This window comes from Baekduia sp. Peel2402, from assembly GCF_052567285.1.
Genome location: NZ_CP199582.1, coordinates 3696375 through 3717434 on the forward strand (window position 1 = coordinate 3696375; position 21060 = coordinate 3717434).

General features: G+C 71.0%; 20 protein-coding genes. 9 read left to right on the top strand and 11 right to left on the bottom strand.

The window, feature by feature from the left end; genetic code table 11:
• Window positions 1-3: 3 nt before the first annotated feature.
• From ACT01A_RS18035 to ACT01A_RS18050, 4 genes are read left to right on the top strand one after another with little or no spacing between them, the layout of a single operon-like run.
• The gene (locus ACT01A_RS18035; RefSeq protein ID WP_445148476.1) at window positions 4-1134 is read left to right on the top strand and encodes a methyltransferase domain-containing protein; all 1131 of its coding nucleotides are present in this window, start codon (window positions 4-6) and stop codon (window positions 1132-1134) included.
• Window positions 1127-3196: a glycosyltransferase family 2 protein gene (locus ACT01A_RS18040; protein WP_445148477.1), complete on the top strand. Its 2070-nt coding sequence runs from the start codon at window positions 1127-1129 to the stop codon at window positions 3194-3196. The genes ACT01A_RS18035 and ACT01A_RS18040 overlap by 8 nt, the downstream gene beginning before the upstream one ends.
• Window positions 3193-4245 carry a class I SAM-dependent methyltransferase gene (locus ACT01A_RS18045; RefSeq protein WP_445148478.1) on the top strand — a complete coding sequence of 351 codons (1053 nt, stop codon included), beginning with the start codon at window positions 3193-3195 and terminating at the stop codon, window positions 4243-4245. The genes ACT01A_RS18040 and ACT01A_RS18045 overlap by 4 nt, the downstream gene beginning before the upstream one ends.
• A 16-nt stretch (window positions 4246-4261) precedes the next feature.
• Entirely contained in the window at window positions 4262-5557 is a 1296-nt protein-coding gene (locus tag ACT01A_RS18050) for a glycosyltransferase (RefSeq protein ID WP_445148479.1), read from the top strand.
• Here the strand turns inward: ACT01A_RS18050 and ACT01A_RS18055 are convergent.
• From ACT01A_RS18055 to ACT01A_RS18065, 3 genes are read right to left on the bottom strand one after another with little or no spacing between them, the layout of a single operon-like run.
• Window positions 5554-6540: a GHMP family kinase ATP-binding protein gene (locus tag ACT01A_RS18055; RefSeq protein ID WP_445148480.1), complete on the bottom strand. Its 987-nt coding sequence runs from the start codon at window positions 6538-6540 to the stop codon at window positions 5554-5556. The two genes, ACT01A_RS18050 and ACT01A_RS18055, sit on opposite strands and share 4 nt — an antisense overlap.
• Window positions 6537-7511: an NAD-dependent epimerase/dehydratase family protein gene (locus tag ACT01A_RS18060; RefSeq protein ID WP_445148481.1), complete on the bottom strand. Its 975-nt coding sequence runs from the start codon at window positions 7509-7511 to the stop codon at window positions 6537-6539. Before ACT01A_RS18060 ends, ACT01A_RS18055 begins: the two co-directional genes overlap by 4 nt.
• A gap of 22 nt (window positions 7512-7533) precedes the next feature.
• Window positions 7534-8244: a transaldolase gene (locus ACT01A_RS18065; protein WP_445148482.1), complete on the bottom strand. Its 711-nt coding sequence runs from the start codon at window positions 8242-8244 to the stop codon at window positions 7534-7536.
• A 257-nt stretch (window positions 8245-8501) separates the two neighbouring features.
• On the opposite strand from ACT01A_RS18065, the gene ACT01A_RS18070 reads away from it, so the two are divergent.
• The 5 genes from ACT01A_RS18070 (at window position 8502) to ACT01A_RS18090 (ending at window position 14330) form a co-directional block, all read left to right on the top strand.
• Entirely contained in the window at window positions 8502-10307 is a 1806-nt protein-coding gene (locus ACT01A_RS18070; protein WP_445148483.1) for a hypothetical protein, read from the top strand.
• 87 nt (window positions 10308-10394) lie between these two features.
• Window positions 10395-11315: an NAD-dependent epimerase/dehydratase family protein gene (locus tag ACT01A_RS18075; RefSeq protein WP_445148484.1), complete on the top strand. Its 921-nt coding sequence runs from the start codon at window positions 10395-10397 to the stop codon at window positions 11313-11315.
• Complete coding sequence (locus ACT01A_RS18080) at window positions 11312-12091, top strand: class I SAM-dependent methyltransferase (RefSeq protein ID WP_445148485.1); 780 nt, start codon at window positions 11312-11314, stop codon at window positions 12089-12091. Before ACT01A_RS18075 ends, ACT01A_RS18080 begins: the two co-directional genes overlap by 4 nt.
• Window positions 12088-13284, top strand: a complete 1197-nt coding sequence (locus ACT01A_RS18085; protein WP_445148486.1) for a glycosyltransferase family 2 protein — start codon at window positions 12088-12090, stop codon at window positions 13282-13284. Before ACT01A_RS18080 ends, ACT01A_RS18085 begins: the two co-directional genes overlap by 4 nt.
• The gene (locus ACT01A_RS18090; RefSeq protein WP_445148487.1) at window positions 13281-14330 is read left to right on the top strand and encodes a class I SAM-dependent methyltransferase; all 1050 of its coding nucleotides are present in this window, start codon (window positions 13281-13283) and stop codon (window positions 14328-14330) included. Before ACT01A_RS18085 ends, ACT01A_RS18090 begins: the two co-directional genes overlap by 4 nt.
• Here the strand turns inward: ACT01A_RS18090 and ACT01A_RS18095 are convergent.
• From ACT01A_RS18095 to ACT01A_RS18130, 8 genes are read right to left on the bottom strand one after another with little or no spacing between them, the layout of a single operon-like run.
• Window positions 14327-15340, bottom strand: coding sequence for a Gfo/Idh/MocA family protein (locus ACT01A_RS18095; protein ID WP_445148488.1), 1014 nt, complete (start codon window positions 15338-15340; stop codon window positions 14327-14329). The two genes, ACT01A_RS18090 and ACT01A_RS18095, sit on opposite strands and share 4 nt — an antisense overlap.
• Window positions 15337-16266: a lysylphosphatidylglycerol synthase domain-containing protein gene (locus tag ACT01A_RS18100; RefSeq protein WP_445148489.1), complete on the bottom strand. Its 930-nt coding sequence runs from the start codon at window positions 16264-16266 to the stop codon at window positions 15337-15339. The genes ACT01A_RS18095 and ACT01A_RS18100 overlap by 4 nt, the downstream gene beginning before the upstream one ends.
• A complete protein-coding gene (locus ACT01A_RS18105) occupies window positions 16263-17006 on the bottom strand; it encodes a sugar phosphate nucleotidyltransferase (RefSeq protein ID WP_445148490.1) in 744 nt (247 codons plus the stop codon). The genes ACT01A_RS18100 and ACT01A_RS18105 overlap by 4 nt, the downstream gene beginning before the upstream one ends.
• Window positions 17003-17992, bottom strand: coding sequence for a glycosyltransferase family 2 protein (locus ACT01A_RS18110; RefSeq protein ID WP_445148491.1), 990 nt, complete (start codon window positions 17990-17992; stop codon window positions 17003-17005). The genes ACT01A_RS18105 and ACT01A_RS18110 overlap by 4 nt, the downstream gene beginning before the upstream one ends.
• Complete coding sequence (locus ACT01A_RS18115) at window positions 17989-18819, bottom strand: SDR family NAD(P)-dependent oxidoreductase (protein WP_445148492.1); 831 nt, start codon at window positions 18817-18819, stop codon at window positions 17989-17991. Before ACT01A_RS18115 ends, ACT01A_RS18110 begins: the two co-directional genes overlap by 4 nt.
• Window positions 18816-19832 carry a Gfo/Idh/MocA family protein gene (locus tag ACT01A_RS18120; protein WP_445148493.1) on the bottom strand — a complete coding sequence of 339 codons (1017 nt, stop codon included), beginning with the start codon at window positions 19830-19832 and terminating at the stop codon, window positions 18816-18818. The genes ACT01A_RS18115 and ACT01A_RS18120 overlap by 4 nt, the downstream gene beginning before the upstream one ends.
• On the bottom strand, window positions 19829-20422 hold the full coding sequence (locus ACT01A_RS18125; protein WP_445148494.1) for a D-glycero-alpha-D-manno-heptose-1,7-bisphosphate 7-phosphatase: 594 nt from the start codon (window positions 20420-20422) through the stop codon (window positions 19829-19831). The genes ACT01A_RS18120 and ACT01A_RS18125 overlap by 4 nt, the downstream gene beginning before the upstream one ends.
• Entirely contained in the window at window positions 20419-21030 is a 612-nt protein-coding gene (locus tag ACT01A_RS18130) for an SIS domain-containing protein (RefSeq protein WP_445148495.1), read from the bottom strand. Before ACT01A_RS18130 ends, ACT01A_RS18125 begins: the two co-directional genes overlap by 4 nt.
• Window positions 21031-21060 lie beyond the last annotated feature (30 nt).

Below are 21060 nucleotides of genomic sequence, written 5' to 3' on the forward strand. Positions count from 1 at the left end.
TCTGTGAGCAGGCCTGCCGAAGACACGTCGTCCTCCGACGCGCCGCGGTACGACTTCGCCGTCACCGACCTCGAGGCCGAGAGCGTCCACGGCGACGTCGCCCGTCTCGTGGGCGAGAACCGGCGCGTCCTGGAGCTCGGGCCGGCGACCGGGTACATGTCCGCGGCGTTCAAGGCGCGCGGGTGCTCCGTGGTCGGGATCGAGCTCGACCCCGAGATGGCCGAGCGCGCCGCCGAGCACTTGGAGCGCGTGATCGTCGGCGACCTCGACGAGATCGACCTGGACGCCGAGCTGGGCGACGACCGCTTCGACGTGATCGTCGCCGCCGACGTGCTCGAGCACCTCGTCGACCCGCTGGCGGTCCTGCGCCGGCTGACGCCGTTCCTGGCCGAGGGCGGCACGCTCGTGGCGTCCGTCCCCAACGTCGCGCACGGTAGCATCCGGCTCGCGCTGCTGCAGGGCCGCTTCGACTACCGCGACATCGGGCTGCTCGACCGCACGCACAAGACCTTCTTCACCCGCGAGAGCCTCGAGCGGATGCTCGACGAGGCCGACCTCGGCCTCGTCGTGCTGCACCGCCACGACCTCGTCTTCGACGCCTCCGAGGTGCCGTTCGACGCCGCCGGCGTGCCCGGCGAGGTCCGCCGCCGCCTCGACGAGGACCCCGACGCGCGCACCTACCAGTTCGTGGTCCAGGCGCTGCCGATGGCCCAGCCCGGCATGCGCGCGCTGCAGGAGCGGATGCGCGAGCAGGCCGGCGCGCGCGCCGACGTGGAGCTCCAGCGCGACGACCTCGCGCTCGCGCTCGAGCACGCGCGCGCCGAGGCCGACGAGCTCGGCGCCGCGATCGCGAAGCTGACCGGCCGCGAGGGCGAGCTGCGCCGCGCGCTGATCGAGGCCAACGACGCGCTGCTGGAGCGCGAGGCCGAGATCGACCTCCTGCGCCGCGAGGTCGGACGCGTCAGCGAGCTGCGCTCCGGCGACCAGGCCTGGAGCGGCGAGCAGGCCAAGGCCATCGAGCAGCAGGTCGGCCAGATCCGCGACCTCAACGTCCAGCTGCGCCGGTACCGCCGGACGTCGGTGCTTGGCGTCGCCGGCCGGGCGCGGTCCTGGCTGGCCCGGGCGCGTGGCTGACGCCAACGGCCGCTCCGCGCTCCCGCACGTCGGCGTCGTCATCCCGACGTACAACGGGGCGCACGTCCTGCGCCCGTGCTTGGACGCGCTTCTGCAGTCGCCGCCGCGGCGCTGCACGATGACGATCGTCGTCGTCGACGACGCGGGCGCCGACCGCACGCCCGAGCTGCTGGCCGAGTACGCCGACGCCGGCGTCGTGGCGCTCACCCACGAGGACAACCGCGGCTTCGCGCACGCCTGCAACACCGGCGCCGCGGCGGTCCCCACCGCCGACCACGTCGTGTTCCTCAACAACGACACGATCCCGCTGGACGGTTGGCTCGACGCGCTCGTCGACGAAGCCGCCGAGCACCCCGAGGCGGGCGCGATCGGCGCGCGGCTGCTCTACCCGGACGGGACCGTGCAACACGCCGGGATCGCGATCGGCCAGGACCGCTGGCCGCGGCACCTGTACCCGGGCTTCCCCGGCGAGCATCCGGCGGTCCTGCGCAGCCGCGAGCTGGCTGCGGTCACCGCCGCCTGCGTGCTGGTCCCCCGCACCGACCTGGACACGATGGGCGGCTTCGACACCGACTACCTCAACGGCTACGAGGACGTCGACCTCTGCCTGCGCTTGCGCGAGGCGGGACGCACGGTGCGCTACTGCGCGCGCAGCGTCCTGTACCACTTGGAGTCCGTGACCCGCTGGCCGACCGGCAAGCCGGAGTCCACCGAGCACAACGACCGCCTCTACCACGAGCGCTGGGCGGGCAAGGTCGTCCCGGACGACCTCGGCCACTACGTCGCCGACGGCCTCCTGCGGGTGGAGTACGGGGCGTTCCCGCCGCTGCGCGTCGTCGCGTCGCCGCTGCTGGCCGCCGTCGACCTGGAGGGCGCCGAGGAGGATCCGCTCGCGACGCTGCTGCGCCGGCGCACCGCGCAGGTGATGGAGCTAGAGGGCGTGCGCATCCGCGCGGGCTTGGACGAGCAGCGCGTGACCGAGGACGCGCGCCTCGCCGGCCGGGCACCGGAGCCCGCGCGCGGCGCCGAGGTGCTGCGCCGGGGCGGCCGCCACCGGCTGCCGGGGGCGACGGGCGCGTCGCCGCGGCTGGTGTCTGTGCTGCTGCCGGTCAAGGACGGCGCCGCCGACCTGCGCGAGCAGCTCCCGGTGCTGCTCGGTCAAGAGCTGGACGCCGAGCTGGAGATCGTCGCCGTCGACAGCGCCTCGACCGATGAGAGCCGCGACGTGCTCGCCGAGTTCGACGCGACGATCATCGGGATCGACCCGGCCGACTTCGACCACGGGCTGACGCGCAACCTCGCCGCCCAGCACGCATCCGGCGACGTTCTCGTCCTGCTGACGCACAACACGCGCCCGCTCGGCAACCGCTGGCTCGCGCCGCTCGTCGCCGCGCTCGACGACGATCCCACCGTCGCCGGCGCGTGCAGCCGCGTCACGCCGCACCCGGACGCCGACCTGCTCGCGCGCCGCGACGGCGAGCTTGACCCCAGCGGCTCGTCGGTTCGCTCGGTCAAGCGGATCGACGATTACGGCAGGTGGGCCGGCGCCTCGCCGGAGGAGCGCCGGCTGCTCGCGAACTTCCACACGGTCGCCGCCGCGCTGCGCGCCGAGCACGTCCGCCGCCTGCCGTTCCGCGCCGTGCGCGCGATCGGCGAGGACCTGCTGTGGGCCCAGGAGGTCCTCGAGTCGGGGCTCGCGCTGGTCCACGAGCCGGCGTCGCACGCGCTGCACTCCCACGCCTACTCGCTGCGCGAGCGCTTCACGCGCAACGTCGACGACGGCATCGCCAACCACGACATCGTCGGCCGCTCGCTGGCCGCGGCCGACGTCGAGCCGCTGGTGCGCGGCATGGTCGCCGGCGACTGGGCGTTCCTGGCCCAAAGCGGGCTGACGGGCGACGAGCTGGCGTGGTGGCAGGTCGAGTCCGTGCTGCGGCGCGTCGCGCAGGCCAGCGGGCAATGGCTCGGGACCAACCACGAGGCGTTCCCGCGCGAGGCCGTCGACGCGTTCTCGCGCGTGGTCGCCATGCGCCGGCGGGCCGCGAGGGACGAGGCTTCATGACCAACACCAACAGCACCATGATCCAGGCGCGCCGCGCCACCGGGCGCGTCGTCCGCGCGCTGGCGGGCGCGGCCGGCTTCGACGTCGTGCGGCGGGGGACGGCACCCGCGCCCGCGCCGGCTCCAATCGCCCCAGCGGTCCCCGACGACCAGCTGCTGATTCCGCGTGGCCGGCACGAGCAGTTCGAGGCCGGCGACTACCTCGTCCTGCCCAAGGGGCGCTACGACGTCGTCGAGAGCAACTTCTACAGCCCGATCCCGAACCTCGACGAGCTGCCCGCCGACATCTTCTCCCGGCGCTCGGAGCTGGGCGGGATCACGATGGACGCCGAGAGCGCGATGGCGGGCGTCGAGCGCGACCTGGCGCCCTACGTCGCCGAGCTGGCCGACATGCCGCTGGACGGGCCCCGCCCGCCCGGGGAGTTCTTCCTCAACAACGACAATTACGGGCCGGTCGACGCCGAGCTGCTGTACGCCATGGTCCGGGCGAGCAAGCCGGCGCGCGTCGTGGAGCTGGGCTCCGGCTACACCACGCTGTTGATCAACCAGGCGGTGCGGCGCAACGTCGCCGACGGCACGGTCACCGACCACGTCGCCTACGACCCGTACCCACGCGACTTCATCTTCGGCGATACGCCGCCCGAGGGCAGCCGCTTCGCGCCGATCATGGCGACCGACGTCCCGATGTCGGCGTTCGAGGAGCTGGAGTCCGGCGACGTCCTGTTCGTCGACACCACGCACACGGTCAAGCTCGGCAGTGACGTCAACCACATCATCTTGGACGTGCTGCCGCGGCTGGCGCCCGGCGTGATCGTCCACTTCCACGACATCTTCCTGCCGTTCGAGTACCCGGAGAACTGGTTCACGCAGTTCCGCTACCTCTGGGCCGAGCAGTACCTGCTGCAAGCGTTCCTGGCCTACAACTCGGCGTTCGAGGTCGTGCTGCCGACGTCGCTGCTGGCGGCGGAGTTCCCGGAGCGGGTGGGGCAGGTCGTCCCGACGTTCGCCCCTGGGTGCCGCCCTGGCGCGTTCTGGCTGCGGCGGAGCTGACGCGACGGAGCGCGGCATGCGGGTTCTGATCGTCAGCCACGGCTTCCCGCCCTACGGGATCGCGGGCGTCGAGCGGGTCGCCCATCAGACGGCGACGTCGCTGGCCGCGCGCGGTCACGACGTGACCGTGCTCACGCGCCGCCCGACGCAGGCGCCGCCGACGCTCGCGCTGGAGCGCGACCGCGTCGACGGCGTCCCGGTCATCCGGATCGCGGGCGGCGACTCGACGTTCGGGCTCTTCCCGGGCCGCGAGGACCTGCTGGAGCGCATCTTCGAGCGGGTGCTGGCCGAGGCCACGCCCGACGTGGTGGTCTTCGCGCACCTGCTGCACCAGTCGGCGGGCGACGTCGCGGTCGCGCAGCGCTGGGGGATCCCGACGGTCTTGGAGCTGCACGACTTCTACACCGCCTGCCCGCTGGCGCACCTTCAGCGCGTCGACGGCTCGCGCTGCGGCGGGCCGGAGGGCGGGCGCGCTTGCGCGGCGCACTGCTTCGGCCACCAGGAGCAGGCCGAGGCGCGCTGGTCGCTGCGCGCGCTGGAGTTCGGCCAGGCGCTGCGCGACGCGGACGCGGTGCTCGCCCCGTCGCGCTTCGTCGCCGAGTACTTCGCCGAGGCGCGCGACGCCGGCGCGGCACGGACGCCGATCTACGTGCTCGGCAACGGTGTCGGGCTGCCCGGCGTGGGCGGGCCGCGGCCGGTCCGGCGGGCGCCGCAGGAGCCGCTGCGGCTGGCGAGCGTCGGGGTCGTCACCGGGCACAAGGGCATCCACACGGTCATACAGGCCCTGCGCCTGGCCGAGATCGGGGAGATCCACTACACGCTGTTTGGCAAGGTCGTCGAGGACTACGCGGACGCGCTGCGGGCGTTGGCCGCCCGGGTGCCCGGGTTGACGCTGCAGTTCGCGGGCGCCTTCCAGCCGGCGGAGCTCCCGAGGCTGCTGACCGGCATCGACCTGGCCCTGGTGCCGTCGATCGTGTGGGAGACCTATTCGATCGCGGCGCGCGAGGCGTTCGCGTGCGGGATCCCGGTGGTCGCGTCGCGGCTGGGCGCGCTGCCAGAGGCGGTGCGCGACGGCGAGAACGGCCGGCTCTTTGAGGCGGGCGACGCGCGCGACCTGGCGGGAATCTTGCACGGACTGGACGCCGACCGCGACGCGCTGGCCGCGCTGGCCAACGGGATCGCCGACGGCGACTGGATGACGGTCGACGACCGGACCGACGCCGTGGAGGCGCTGCTCAGCGAGGTCGTCGCCGCGGGCGCGCGGCGGTCGGGCCCGGCGCGTGAGCTCGCGGCGCTGCGGGCTGCGTTCTAGATCGCCTCGTTGCCGATCGCGCCGCGGAACTCGAAGTCGAACGGCAACTCGGCCGCGCCTGCGGCGGCCATCGCCTGGCGCGTGTCGTCAGGGTGGCGGGCGTAGACCAACAAGAACCCGCCGCCGCCCGCGCCGACGAGCTTGCCGCCGATGCAGCCCGAGCGGCGGGCCAGCGTGTAGAGCGTGTCGATGCGCTCGTCGGTCATCCCGGGAGAGCGCTTGCGCTTGTTCTCCCAGTGCTCGTGCATCAGCTCGGCGTAAGCCTCCAGGTCGCCGGCCTCCAGCAGCTCGCGGCTGAGGTGGCCCATCTCCTTGGTGCGGTGCAGGTTCTCGAGCATGACCTGGTCGTTGGCCGCCGACTGCTTGACCTGGTGGGAGAGGACCTTGGAGGCCGACCGCGCCTCGCCGGTGTAGAACAAGAGCATGTTGTTGCGCAGTTGGCGCATCGTGCGGTCGTCGATCTCCAGCGGGTCGACGGTCACCGAGCCGTCGGTGCCGAACTCATACGCGCAGATCCCGCCGTGCGCGGAGACGTACTGGTCCTGCTTGCCGACCGGCTCCTTGAGCACGTCGATCTCGATCTCGCAGGCGCGCTCGGCCAGCGCGCCGGGCGTGATCGAGCGGCGGCGAGCCAAGTACAAGGACTTGAGCAGGCAGACCGTGAACGCGCCCGAGGAGCCCATGCCGGTGCCGGCCGGGACGTCGGCGATGACCGCGATCTCCAGCGGGCTGCCCTCCCAGTGGCGGCTGAGCGCCTCGCGGAAGATGGGGTGGACGACGTCGCCGGGCGCGTCGACCTCCTCCATCTGGTTGTACTTCAACCGATAGCGCTTCTGGAAGACCGTGTGCGTGAGCATGTACACGTACTTGTCGATCGACCCGCTGATCAGGTAGCCGCCGTGCTCGCTGTAGTAGGACGGCAGGTCGGTGCCGCCGCCGCCGAGCGAGATGCGCAGCGGGGCACGGGAGTAGATGACGCTCATGACGCGACGGTCTCCGACGGCAGGGCGATCGCGGGTTCGGAGTCCAGCCAGTCCAGCGTCCGGCCGATCGCCTCGGGGATGGACAAGGTCGGCGCCCAGCCGAGCGCGCGGATCTTCGAGATGTCCAACTTGATCAGCGGGGAGTCGCCGGCCCAGCCGCGCCGGCCGCCGGCCTTCTCGATCGTCGGGTTGACGCCGAGGTGCGCGGTGATCAGCGCGACCGACTCGTCGACGACCACGGTCGCGTCGGTGCCGAGGTTGTAGACGCCCAGGCCCGGGGCCTCGCCCTGGTGCTCGGTGGCCATCACCATCGCCTCGACGCAGTCCTTGACGTACAGGTAGCTCTTCTCCTGGCGGCCGTCGCCGAGCACGCGCAGGCGCGTCGGGTCGCGGCGCAGCGCGCGGTAGAAGTCGATGACGTGGCCGTGCGTGTAGCGCTCGCCGAGCAGCGACACCAGGCGAAACACGGTCGCCGAGAAGCCGAACCCGTGCACGTAGGCGCTGATCAGGCCCTCGGCCGCGACCTTCGACGCGCCGTAAAGCGAGGTCTGGACCGGGAACGGCGCGTCCTCGGGCGTCGGGCTGACGTCCGGCTCGCCGTACACCGAGCCGGTCGAGGAGAACGCGATCCGGTGCACGCCGGCGGCGCGCATCGCCTCCAAGACGTTCGAGGTCGCGATCGCGTTCTCGCGCAGGTCCTTGCGCGGGTGCTCCAGGCCGCGGCGCACGTCGGCGTTGGCTTGGAGGTGAAAGACGATGTCGGCGCCGGCGATCGCGGACTCGAGCAGGTCCTCGTCGAGGACGTCGCCCTCGAAGAGGTCGGCGCCGCGCTCCAGCGCGTCGGCGACGAACTCCTGCCGGCCGGTCCGGAAGTCGTCGAGGATCGCGACCTCGACGCCGTCGTCGAGGAGGCGGTCGGCCAGCGTGCTGCCGAGGAAGCCGGCACCGCCGGTGATCAGGGCCCGTCGCATCAGTCTGGTGTGGTCCGCGCCGCTAGAGGGAGAAGCCGGCGGCGACGGCGTCGCGACGGAACATCTGGACGGTCTCGAGCGAGAACAGGTTGAGGTCCTTGCCCAGGCTCTTGACCTTGGGCAGCAGATCGTGCGTCATCGTGATGATGTCGCAGCCGATCGCGTTGGCCTGGACGAGGTTGAGCACCTCGCGGGGGCTGGCCCAGATCAGCTCGGCGCGCGGCGCCGCCTCCATGATCCGCAGCGACTGCTGCATGATCGGCAGCGGATCGATGCCGGCGTCGGCGACGCGCCCGGCGAAGACCGAGATGCATGAGGGCGCGCCGTCGGCGACCGCGGCCGTGATCAGCTCGACCTGCGCGGTCGTGAACAGCGCCGTGACGTTGACCTGGACGCCGTCTTCGGACAGCTCGCGCACGAGCGGCGCCATCGACTCGCCGGAGGTCGTCGTGACCGGGATCTTCACGTACACGTTGGGACCAGTGCTGGCCAGCAACCGCGCCTGGCGGCGAATCTCAGACTCGGTGTCCGCGAAGACCTCGAACGAGATCGGCTTGTCGCGAATGCGCTCCAGCAGCCGCAGCGCGAAGTCGCCGTAATCGGTCAGACCCGCCTTCCACATCAGCGTCGGGTTCGTCGTGAACCCGCTGATGAGCGGATCAGCGGCGAGCCGCAGGATGCTGTCGAGATCGGCGCCGTCGGCGAAGATCTTGGTCTGGATCGTCTCGATCATCGTGGCTGCATCATGGATGGCTTCGATGCGGTTGTGGGACTACGGGTTGACAGGCGGCAGGCTGATCGCTCAGCCATGCCAACCGGCATAGGAGATCGCGGCCCAGGCCGGATTGGCTATGGCCACGGCCGCCGGCTCGGGAGAAGGTTGGCGGCGTGTCGAACACGCCGACCATCGCCGGTGACGCGCCACCTCGGTCGCGACGCACCCGGCACGCGGCGCGCCCCACCGCCCGAGCGCTCTCTCGCACCTCTTGGGTGCGGGTCGGCCTCCTCGCGTTCTTCCTGGCCTTCTACGTCTGGACGGCCGCGTCGTCGGTGCCGATCAAGTTCACGTCCGGGGCGGACGGGGTGCCCGGGCAGATGGCGGACGCGTTCCTGCACGGGCGTCTGGACCTCGGCGACGCGCCCTTGGACGTCGTGGGCGCCCTCAACCCCTACAACCCCCAGGAGAACGGGGTCAACGGGAAGAACCTCGCGATCCACGACCTCAGCTACTACGACGGCAAGCTGTACTCCTACTGGGGGCCGGCGCCGGCGTTGCTGGTGTTCGCGCCCGCGCGGCTGCTCGGATTTGCGTTCTCCCAAACGCTGGCCATCGCGGGCTTCGCGTTCCTGGGGTTGTTGTTCTCGGTGCTGCTCCTGCTGACGCTCCAGCGCCGTTTTGCGCCGCAAGCGGCCGTGTGGAAGGTAAACGCGGGCATCGTGCTGCTGGGCTTTGCCAACGTCTTGCCGTACACGATCCGCCGTCCCGACAAGTACGAGGTGGCGATCACCGCGGGGCTCTGCTTCGCGATGCTCGGGACGTGGCTGCTGCTGAGCGCGCTCCTGCGCGAGGACGATCGGGCGCCGAGCCTGCGTCGCATCGCGCTGGGCAGCCTCGCGCTCGGGCTCGCGGTGGCCTCGCGCCCGTCGCACGCCATCACCGCGGCCGGGCTCGTCGCGCTGAGCGTCTGGCTCTTGCGCAAGACCCCGCGGGAGCGGCGTGCGCGCACCGCGGCAGCGCTGCTGGGCCCGGTCGTCACGATCGGGCTGCTGCTCGGGTTGTACAACTCCTTGCGCTTCGGCGCGTTGACGGAGTTCGGCCTGACCTACCAGCTGGCGGGCGTCGACGTGACCGCGCGCGACTCGTTCAGCTTGTCCTATCTGCTGCCCGGGCTCTGGTACTACCTGGTGGCCCCACCGCGGCTGGCGCCGTTGTTCCCGTTCGTCCAGCTGCCCCCGCCGCCGCTGTACCCCGGCAAGGTGCCGGCCGTCTACGACGGCGTCGAGCAGACCGGCGGCCTGCTCGTGCTGGCACCGCTGGTGCTGCTGCTCGTGGCCGCCCCGTTCCGGGCGCGGAGGATGGAGCCGGCCCTGCGCGCGGTGCTGCTCGCGTTCACGGCCATCGCCGCTGGCCTGGCCGTGTTCGCCGCGGTGGCCTTCTGGGGCGCGACGATGCGTTACGAGGTCGACTTCGCGTCGTTCCTCCTGCTCGGAGCGCTCCTGCTCTGGCTGCGCACGCGCCGCCGCTGGCTGACCGTCCTGGGCGCCGCGGCGATCGTGTGGGCATCGTTCTTCGGCCTGGCCCTGTCGTTCACCGGCCAGTACTACAAGCTGCGCACGGCGAACCCGGGCCTGTGGGCTGCGCTGACCCGCGACTTCTCGCCGGTCTCGCGGATCGCGACGAAGGTCGTCCACGGCGGCCCGGCGATCGCCGAGGTCAACGCGATTGGCGCCCAGCGCAAGGATCGCGGCTACCTGAAGTTCGGCGATCAGGACATGGACGTGCTGATGACGCCACAGCCGATCCTCGTGACGGTCGTCATGCCTTCCGCGGGCATGGTGCATCTGCGCGCGACCGCGGTTCGCGGGCCTGGGGTCGCCGACGGCTCGCAGTTGCAGCTGGCCCTGCGGCTGCCCAGCGGCCGCATCGGGACGATGCCGCTGCCTGGCGCCAGTCAGCCGATCGACATTCCCCTTCGCCTGAAGCGAGGCGTCCAGCGGATCGAGATGGCCGCCGTGCCCCAGCAGCAGCCGACCGGGCCCGTGGTCCTATCTCTCGAACATCTCAGGGTCGAGTGACCCACCATGAACGACTACGGAAGCAGAGCAATGACCTTGCCAACGCGCACCTTTGTCGCGGGCGGCGCCGGGTTCATCGGAAGCCACGTGACGCGCCGTCTCCTGGAGCGCGACGGCCACGAGGTGGTGGTCTTCGACAACCTTTCCTCGGGGTCGGAGTCCTACCTGGCGGAGGTTCGCGATCACGAGCGGCTGACGTTCGTGCAGGCCGATCTCAAGGAGCTAGACGCGGTCGTCGAGGCGATGCGGGGCTGTGAGCAGATGTTCCTGTTCGCCGCCAACCCGGACATCGCCAAGGCCGTTGAGGAGCCGTCGATCGACTTCTGGCAGGGAACGTTCCTGACCAACAACGCGATCGAGGCGGCGCGGATCTGCGGCGTGTCGCGGATCGTCTATTCCTCGGGCTCCGGCGTCTACGGCGACCGCGGGACGATCCCGGTAACCGAGGAGTTCGGGCCGTTGCACCCGGTCTCGACCTACGGCGCGAGCAAGCTCGGGTGCGAGGCCATGATGTCGGCCTACGCCCACATGTTCGGGCTGCACACGACCGTCTTCCGCTTTGCCAACGTCGTCGGCCCGCGCCAGACGCACGGCGTCACCTACGACTTCGTGCGCCGCCTGCTGAGCGACCCGCGCCACCTGCGGATCATGGGCGACGGCCTCCAGAGCAAGTCCTACATCCACGTTGACGACGTGACCGACGCGATGCTGACTGCGCTGGACCTCGGGTTTGAGGGCTTCGACGTCTGGAACGCCGGGACCGAGGACTACGTGACGGTCCGCGAGATCGCCGACCTCTGCTGCGCGCGGCTGGGCCTGGACCCGGCCGACGTCTCCTACGACTACACCGGTGGCGCGCGCGGATGGAAGGGCGACGTCCCCGTCGTTCGGTTCGACACCGCCAAGCTACGCGAGCTCGGCTGGGCCAACCGCTACACCTCGGTCGAGGCGCTGATCGACTCGATCGACCACAACATCCTCGAGGCCGGCGCGGAGGTGACGTCGTGACCGCGACGCAGCCGCCGAGCGAGCTCGCGCCCCACGCCGCCAACACCGACCGTGATGTGGCGGCGACCTGGGACAACGCGCATCGCTACACGCCGGCGCCGCGCCACCGCCGCCGGCTGATCCGCGACCTCGTGCGGGGCTTGCCGAACGTCGCCACGTTCCTGGACGCGGGCTGCGCGCAGCCGTTCCTGGTCGAGCTGCTGGTGCGCGACCTGGGGTGGAAGGGCGCGGGCTGTGATCTGTCGCCCGCGGTCATGGCCCAGGCGGCCGCCGAGCTGCCGGACTGCGAGTTCGCCGCGTTTGACCTCGCCTACGAGCGCTTCCCGGGGGACCGCCGCTTCGACCTGGTGGTCTGCAGCGAGACGCTGGAGCACATCAGCGACTGGCAGGCCGCGCTGAGCAACGTGGTGGCGATGGCCGACCGGTACGTGCTGATCACGGTCCCGACCGGGCCGGTGCGCCCGGTCGACAAGCTGATGGGGCACTACCGCCACTACACCTCGTCGATCGTCGTCGAGGCGCTCGAGCGGCACGGGTGCTCGATCGTGCAGGTAAAGGAGTGGGGCTTCCCGTTGCACTCCGCCTACCGCTGGGGCGTTCATCGCCTCGGGTCAGGCAAGGTGTATGACTCGTTCGCCGAAGGCCAGGAGTACTCGCGAGCGCAGATCACCGCGTCCGACCTGCTGTACCGCATGTTCTTCGCCAACGACCTGTTCCGGTCGGGCACCCAGTTGATGGTGCTCGCGCGGGCGCCCCGTCCCGGCCACGCATCATGAGCGAGATCGTCCTCACCGCGCCGATCGGGACCCCGGCCGACGAGACGGTCGAGGTGTCGATCGTCGTCCCCTGCCTCAACGAGGAGCTGACCGTCGGCACGTTCGTCGACTGGTGCTTCGAAGGGCTGACCGAAGCCGGCGTCACCGGCGAGGTCATCATCATCGACTCCTCCACCGACCGCTCGCCGGAGATCGCCCATGAGCACGGCGCGCGCGTCCTGACGGTGCCGTTGCGCGGGCTGGGACGCGCGTACATCGATGCGATCCCGCACATCCGCGGCGAGATCGTGATCATGGGCGACTGCGACCTGACCTACGACTTCCGGCTGCTGTCGGGTTTCGTCCAGTCGGTCCGCCAACACAATGACTTCGTGATGGGCACGCGCACCAAGGGCTACATCGAGCCCGCGGCGATGCCCAAGCTGCACCGCTACTTCGGCTCGCCGGCGACGACGTGGATCTTCAACCGGATCTACGGCACGCGCTTTAGCGACATCCACTGCGGGATGCGCGCGATGACGCGCGACGCGCTGGTGCGGATGGAGCTCGAGTCCCAGGGCTGGGAGTACGCCTCGGAGATGATCCTCAAGGCGCGCAAGCGCCGGTTCGCGACCTCCGAGGTCCCCGTCCGGTTCTACAAGGACCCACCGGGCCGCGAGAGCCACCTGGTGCGCCAGGGCTGGACGGAGCCGTGGAAGGCGGGCTGGAACAGCCTGCGGATCATGTTCCTGTACGCGCCCGACTTCTTCTTGCTGTGGCCCGGGTTGGTGATGTTGGTGCTCGGCCTGCTGCTGACCGGTGCGCTGGCGCCCGGTGAGATCGACACGCTCGGCATCGGCTTCGACCTGCACTGGATGCTGCTCGGGCTCGTGTCGGCCGTGCTCGGCTACAGCGCGCTGCAGCTGGCGGTGCTCGGACGCATCTACTACAACTTCGACGCGCGCTTCACGGAGCGGACCTTCCGGCGGTTGACCTACAACCGCGGGATGGCGATCGCCGCCGCGCTGATCGGCGTCGGCCTGATCCCGAACGTCGCGCTGTTGATCAGCTGGCTGGGCGACAACCTCGCGTTGGGCTCGATCAGCCACTCGGCCGTCTTCGGCCTGACGCTGATCGTGCTCGGCTTCCAGACCTTCGCCTTCACGTTGATGTTGCACATCGTGGGGCGCCACCACGTCGAACCGCCACGATGACCATCACCGAATCCGTCTTGATCACCTCGCCGCGCGGCGACATCCGCTACGAGGACACCGAGGACCACTTCCGCAACGGCCTGCTGCGATTGCTGAACCTGAGCGAGGATCAGTTCCGCGAGTGGTTGCGCCTGGCCGAGGAGGCCGACGGCGACGACCTGCTCGTGCGCCTGGCGGCCGGCTGGGCGGCGCTGAAGCCGCTGGCGCGGCCGGATGGCGTCCCCGCTGACGGCGAGGTGGAGGACGGCCGCCTCTTGCACGCGGCGATCGCCGAGTCGCCGGAGTGGGGCGTGGCCTTCAGCGATGCCACCGCGCACGGCTGGCTGGTGCGCTGGGACGGCGAGCGCTTTGCCCGCGAGAGCGAGCCGCCAACCTACGAGGAGGAGTACTTCGAGGGCGACAAGCTGTCGGCCGGCGGCTACGGCGACTACACCGCTCAGGCCGGCTGGCGCTTGGAGAAGGCCCACCGGCAGGTGCGCGAGATGCGCGAGCTCACCGGGATCGCGTCCGGTCGCGTGCTCGACATCGGCTGCGGCTACGGCTACTTCCGCGTCGCGTTGGCCGAGGCCGGCTACGAGCACGACGGGCTTGAAGTGAGCGCGTTCGCTCGTGCCGTCGCCCAGCAGACCTACGGCTACGAGACCTACGGCGGTTTCTTGGACGACCACTGGCAGGACTGGGGCGAGCGCTACGACGCGATCGTCCTCTTTGACCTGATCGAGCACCTCACCGACCCCGAGGCGTTCATGAAGCAGGTCCACCACTGCCTGCGTCCCGGTGGCGTCGTCGGCATCAAGACCCCCAACATCACCTGCCCCGAGGCTCAAGTCTTCGGCCCTTGGTACCACTCGCTCAAGCGCGAGCACCTGCAGTTCTTCTCCAACGACTCGCTCACCGCCACCGCCGCCCGCGCAGACCTGGAACCCGCCGCCCTCGGCTCCATCTCCCACCTCCTCTCCGGCTTCGTCGGCCGCTCCCAGTGCGACACCTGGGAGAACTCCGGCCTCGGCGCCGACCTCGCCTCCTGGTACCGCCGGCCGGCTTAGGCCGGCGCCGTCGCGCGGCCGATGCGGTCATAGACCCCGTCGACGAGCGCGGTCACGTTGTAGGCCTCGGTGAAGGTGGCGGGATGTGGTCCGGTGGTGGGCGCGGGAGCGCCGCGCCATTGGGCCAGGACGGCGGCGAGCTCGTCGGTGAGGGAGACGTTGTGCGGGCCGAAGTCGGCGGTGGTCTCGGTCTCGCGCTGGGAGGGTGCGGACGGCTCTGACCAGGCCCAGCGGCGGCCGAGGCGTAGGTGTTGGGAGCCGTAGTTGCCGCCGCGGCCGGTGGCGATCGCGTAGCCGTCCTCGCCGATGGCCTCGATGTGGAAGTCGTTGACCCAGCGCATGTGGCTGACCCGCACCGTCGCCAAGAGGCGGTCGTGGCCGAAGGTCAGCACGACGTCCTCCTCGATGCCGGTGCCCCAGAAGCCGCGGGTGCCGACAGCGTGCAGCAGTTCGATCTCCGGGTCCAGCAACAACAATAGGTCGAGGAGGTGGACGCCGGGATCGAGCACGACGCCGCCGCCGGCGAGCTTGGGGTCGAGCTTCCAACCCTCGGCGCTGCGCGGATGGCCGCCGTGGCCGAGGAGCATGTCGATGGTTCGCAGCGTGCCGAGCGTCCCATCCGCTGCGGCCTCCAGGACACGGCGGATGTGGGGCAGGAAGCGGTAGTTGTAGCCCACGAACGAGGGCGCTTCAACGGCCGCCGCGGCGTCGAGGAGCGTCTGCGCAGACGCGCGCTCCAGGCCGAGGGGCTTCTCGATCAGGAGCGGCTTGCCCGCGGCGAGAACCCGCTGGGCGGCCTCGACCGCGAGGTCGTGCGGCAGCGCGATGACGGCGGCGTCGTAGGCGTCGGCCGCGACGTCGTCCAGCGCGGCGAAGTGCGGCGCGTCGTCGCGCCCCGCCGCGACCGGGTCGACCGTTCCGGCCAACGTACCGCCCAGCTCGAGCACCGCGGCCGCCCGCTGGCGCCCGATCAGCCCGTGCCCGATGACCAGCACCCGCGGCTCGCTCATGCGGGCTCCTTCTTGCGCAGGCGGTGCGGCTTGCGGTGCGCCAGCTCCGCCGTCCCGGCGTAGGCGAGCTCGATCAGGGTCTGGATCAGGCGAACGCCGATCGCCGCCGCGATCGCGACCTTGCTCGGCATCACCGCCGCCAGCGCGGTCGCCGTCGCGCCGTCGCGAGCACCCAGCCCACCGGGGATGAAGAACGCCAACACGGCCGCGCTGTAGCCGATCGCGTAGGACGTGAGCACGCGCAGATCCAGCGGAGCGTCGGCGTAGATCGATCGCGCGAAGGCGTACACGCCGAGCCCCGCGACCGCGAACGACAGCACGTAGCCGACGACGAACGGCGCCAGCCGTGTCAGCGGCAGCGTCAGGTGCTCGGACTCGACGCCCAGCCGCGCCGACAGTCGGCTCTCGATCGCATCGACGATCTTCGGGTGCAACAACGACAACAAGACCACCGGCGCCAGCAGCACGAGCCAGCGCGCGTCGTGGCCCTTCAGCTCGGGCAAGTCGATCAAGAACGCCACCGACAGCGCGAAGGACGATCCGACCGCCAGCGGGAACTCATAGGCCAGCGATGCCGCCGCCACCGATCGCGGCACGCCGCGCCCGGCCAACATGGACAACCTGGTCACCGCCATCAGGATCTGCGTCGGCACGTACCGGGTCAGCAGGGAGATCGAGAAGATCCGGATTCCCGCGCCGAACGGCAGATCGCCGCCGGTCGCGCGCACCAGCAGCGTCCACAGCGCGCCGTGCATCGCCTGGAACGCGATGAACAAGAGGATGCTCGCCGCCAGCCACCCCGGTGAGAAGTGCCAGTCGAAGTCCTTGATGTCGCCAACCTGCGAGACGACCGACAGAGCCAGGAAGCACGCCACCAAGATGGCGACGACGGCCCAGATCGCGGTCCGGCGCTGGCGACTGGTCACGACCTCACCACGCCGCCCGCCAGGAACGCGTCGGCCTCGGCGAGCGTCTCCGGCGTCCCGATCTCATAGAAGCGTTCGGTCGCCTCGTAGCCCGCCAGCTCGCCGCGGCGCGACAGCTCCGCGTAGACGTCGGCCAGGTCATCGGCCTGCGGGGCGGCCGCCAGCGCCTGCGGCGTCAGCACGCCCAGGCCGTAATCGATCCAGGACATGTCGGGCGTCGGTGCGCGCTTGTCGTAGGACAACGCACCGCTCGCCGGGTCAAACGACGCGTTCGACGCATCCCAGCGCCCCCCGTTGCGCAGCACGGTCATCAGCGCCATCTGACCGCTCGCCGCATGCGCCCGATCGACCGCGCCGTAGTCGATCCGCAGGTACGTGTCGCCATACAACACCAAGAACCGTTCGTCGAGCAGGTCCAGCACCGGCCGGATCGCCCCCGCGGTCCCCGCCAGCCCCGGCGGATCGTAGGCGTACAACAGCTCGACGCCGAACCGCTCACGGCCCAGCGTCGCCTCCACCTTCTCGCCCAGGTATCCCACGCAGATCACGGCGCGCCGCAGGCCGAAGGAGGCCATCAGCCGCAGCGGGTGCACCAGGAACGGCTCGCCGGCCACCGGCAGGATCGGCTTGGGCGTGTCGGCCACCGCCGCCCCCAGGCGCGTGCCCAGCCCGCCGGCCAGGATGCAGACGGGCGGCAGGACCGAAAAACGAGCCCCCTGGGCGAGGCTTTTCGCGCTCATCGGTCGAGCCCGTAGCGCTCGCGCACGGCCGCGGCGCCCTCGCGGGCTCCGTCGGTCTCGACCCCGTAGGCCTGGTCCACGATGAACTTCGGCCGCCGCTTGACCTCGTCGTAGATGCGGCCCACGTACTCGCCCATGATCCCCAGCGAGAACAGCTGGATCCCGCTGAACAGCGCGACGATGATCACGATCGTCGGGTTGCCGAGCGGGAACGGCGCACCTGCCAGCTTGGCGATCAGGTACCCGAGCGCGAGCAGGAACGCGAGCAGCGCGGAGACGAATCCCGCAATCGAGATCAGCTGCAGCGGGTAGCGCGAGAACGACACGATCCCGTTGAGCCCGATGTAGATCGACCCGAAGAACTTGTTGTACTTCGATGCTCCCGCGGCACGCGCGTCGCGGTCGTAGGGGATCGACGTCTGTCGGAAGCCGACCAGCGCCACCAGCCCGCGCAGGAACCCGTGGGCCTCGTTCAAGGCCACCACGTGGTCGACCACGCGCCGGCTCATCAGCCGGAAGTCACCCGTGTTGGGCGGGATCTCGACCTCGGCGATCCGCTTGATCACGCGGTAGCCCGCGGCGGCGACCATGCGCTTGGGCAGCGTCTCGCCCTCGCGCGTGCGCCGCTGCGCGTAGACGACGTCAAAGCCCTCGCGCCAGCGGTCGATCATCTTCAAGATCAGCTCGGGCGGGTCCTGCAGGTCGACGTCGATGACGACGACCGCGTCGCCCGACGATGCCGCCAACCCTGCCAGCGTCGCGGCCGGTTGGCCGAAGCGCCGGGAGAACTCCAACAACTTGACGCGCTGGTCGCCGTCACGCAGGTCGAGGATGACCTCCTTGGTGCGGTCGGTCGACGGGTCGAGCGCGAAGATGATCTCCCAGTCACACCCGCTGCGGTCGAGGATCGCCGCCGCACGCTCGTAGAACACCGGGACGGTGTCCTGTTCGTTGTAAACCGGGACGACGATGGAGACGAGGCTCATGGCGTGGGCACTGGGGTGGTCGTGGTGAAGAACTGGTCGTCGATGCGCCGTAGCGCCGCGAGGTCCGGTTCCGTGCGCAGGCGCTCTTGGAACGCCGCGTCGCCCCATGGGTCCCAGCGGGCGCTGAGCAGCTTGCCGGCGATGCCGCGCGAGGCGTCCGAGACCAGGAACGCGACGAGGTCGGCCGCCAGCGCGGGCGACTCCCCGCCGCCCTGCGCCACGGCCTGCTCGACCTTCTCGAAGTACGCGTCGCCGACGTGTTCGCGCCCGGCAGAAAGAACATCATCTTGAAGGTCGGTGACGACGAAGCCGGGCGCGACCGCGTTGGCGCGTAGACCGTCGGCGGCGAGGTTCTCGGTAACGCGCACGACCGCGGCCTTCGAGGCGGCGTAGGCGTCAAAGCGCGCCAGTGGCCCGGTCGCGCCGCCGCCGGAGAACGCGACGAACGCGCCACCGGAGGCCTCCAGCGCCGGACGCGTGGCGCGCGCCGCCAGCCAGGTGCCGAGGACGTTGACCTTCAAGGTGTTCATGAACGCGTCGGGGTCGACGATGGGTGCCGGCCCGATCGGCCCGATCGTCCCCGCGACGCAGACCACGCCCGCGAGGTCGCGTGTGAGCGCGAGCTCCGCCGCGTCCCACGCGTCGGCGTCGGCGACATCGAGCACCAAGCCCTCGTGGCCGTCGCCGGGCAGCGCCGAGACGGTCGCGTCGATCGCGCCCTGCTCCCGGGCCGCGACGATCACACGCCACCCTTCGCCCGCCAGCCGCGCCGACACGGCCGCGCCGATGCCCTTCGAACCGCCGGTCACCAGGATCCGCCCGCTCACGCCGCGCCCACCCCCTCGCGTACCGGCCCGTAGCCGGTCATGTTGTAGGCCTCGTCGATCGTCGCCCATCCGTAGCGCGCGTCCGCCAGGTCGCCGAGGACCGGCGACCCATCGGCGATCGCTGACCGCAAGTGCCGCCACTCCGCAAGCCACGAGACGTCCTCGCCCGGGTAGTCGATGACCTCGACATCCGGCGGCCCGAGCTCGGGCCTCATCTTGTAGATCGTCAGCCGCTGTGACCCATAGGACTTGACCAGGCCCTCGACGTGCAGCTTGGCCGTGCGGCAGTAGACCTCCAACGAGAACAGGTTCTTCCACTCGGTCCAGGTGACGTGCAGCGTCGCCCACGGAGCGAGCCGGTCGTCCGGGACGCCGAGCAGCAGCGCCGCGTTGTCGTCGACGGCCGTGTCCCAGAACTGCGTGCGCAGCAGCGCGCTGTGCAGCGGCAGCGGGCCGAGCAGCCAGTGCGACAGGTCGAGCAGGTGCATGCCCTGGTCGACGATCTCCCCGCCGCCGCCGCGTGCCGGATCGCTGCGCCATTCGGTCTCCATGCCCAGCCGCCCGCCGTGGCCGTAGCGGCCGCGGACGAACATGACGTCGCCGTGCGCGCCCGACAATGCCTCGTCTGCGGCGCGCCAGATCGCCGGGTGGAAGCGGTGGTTGAAGCCCACCTTGACCCGGCGCCCGGCGGCCTCCGCCGCGGCCTCGATCGCGTCGACCTGCGCGACCGACACGGCCGCCGGCTTCTCGACCAGGACGTGCGCGCCGTGCTCCAGCGCGGCGATCGCCAAGCCCGCGAGCTGGTCGTGGGTGACCGCGACGACCACGACGTCCGGCGTGCGCGCCCACAGCTCGTCGAGCGTGGCGCAGGCCGTCGTCCCGAAGTCTCGTGCGAGCGCGTCGGCGAGCGGCGCGGCGAGGTCGTAGGTGCCGACCAGCGCGTCGCCGTCCAGCGCCTCGGCGCGCTTGCGGCCGATCAGCCCGCAGCCGATCACGCCGACCCGGAGGCTCATCGCGCGGCCGCGCCGACGACCCAGGCCGCGGCGGCGGCGAGGTCGCCGACGACCACGTCGGCGACGAGGTCCGGTGATCGCCGGTGCGCGGTCTTGGGGTGTTCCACCAGGATCGTCGCAGCGCCCACCGCGCGCCCGGCGCCGACGTCCGCGTCGGTGTCGCCGATGATCCAGCTGGCCGTCAGGTCGAGCCCGTGGTCGGACGCGGCCGCCTCGAGCATGCCGGGGCGGGGCTTGCGGCACGCGCAGTCGCGGCGCGCCTCATCAAGTGCATCAGGATGATCGAAGCAGTAGCGCCAGTCCTCGATCGCCACGCCCTCGGCGGCCAGCAGCTCGACGACGCGCGCGTGGACGGCGGCCAGGTCGGACTCGGCGACCTTGCCCTTGGCGGCCGCCGGTTGGTTGGAGACCACGATCAGCGGCAGCCCGGTGCGCGCGAGCTCCGCCAGCCCTTCGACCGCGCCCGGCGCCAGCGCGACGTCCTGGGCGCGCAGCGGCGCCTCGGGCCGCCCGTCCTGCGGGTCGTGCACGGGCTCGTTGATGACCCCGTCGCGATCGAGGAAGACCGCAGGTTGTGAGGCGATGGTCACGACGTGGCGGTGGCGCCGTCGACCTCTTCCCACTTGCCAGGCTGCGCCTCGACCGCGGGGTGGGACACGACGAGGTGCCACAGGATCGCCTGGAAGGACTCGACGTGCGGCGTGCGCCGCGCGGCCGGAGCTTCGACGACGATCGCGATGTCGGCGACCTGCGCGGCGTGGCCGTCGGCCTTCCCGACGATCGCGTAGACCGGCGCGCCGGCCTCGACGGCGAGGTCCATCGCGCGGACCAGGTTCATGGAGATCTCGTGCTCCTTGGACCCGCCGCCCACGGAGAACACGAGCAGCGCGTCGTCGGAGTTGACGCGCGAGGTCTTCAGCCACTCGCTGTAGGTGGTCTCCCAGCCCTCGTCGTTGACCCGCGCCGTCAGCTCCGAGACGTTGTCGGACGGGGTGTAGGACTCGATGTGGCCGATCTTGCGGAAGTCGTTTACGGCGTGTGACGCATGCCCCGCGCCGCCGCCGACTCCCAGGATGAAGAGCCGCCCGCCGCGCTCGCGTACCGCCGCGATCCCGGCGGCCATGCGCTCCATCTCCTCGGGGGAGATCGATCCGGCGATGTCGGCGACTTCGCCCAGGTAGGTGGTCGCGTAGCTCATCGGGCTCAACGTAATCGAACGCAAAGCGCG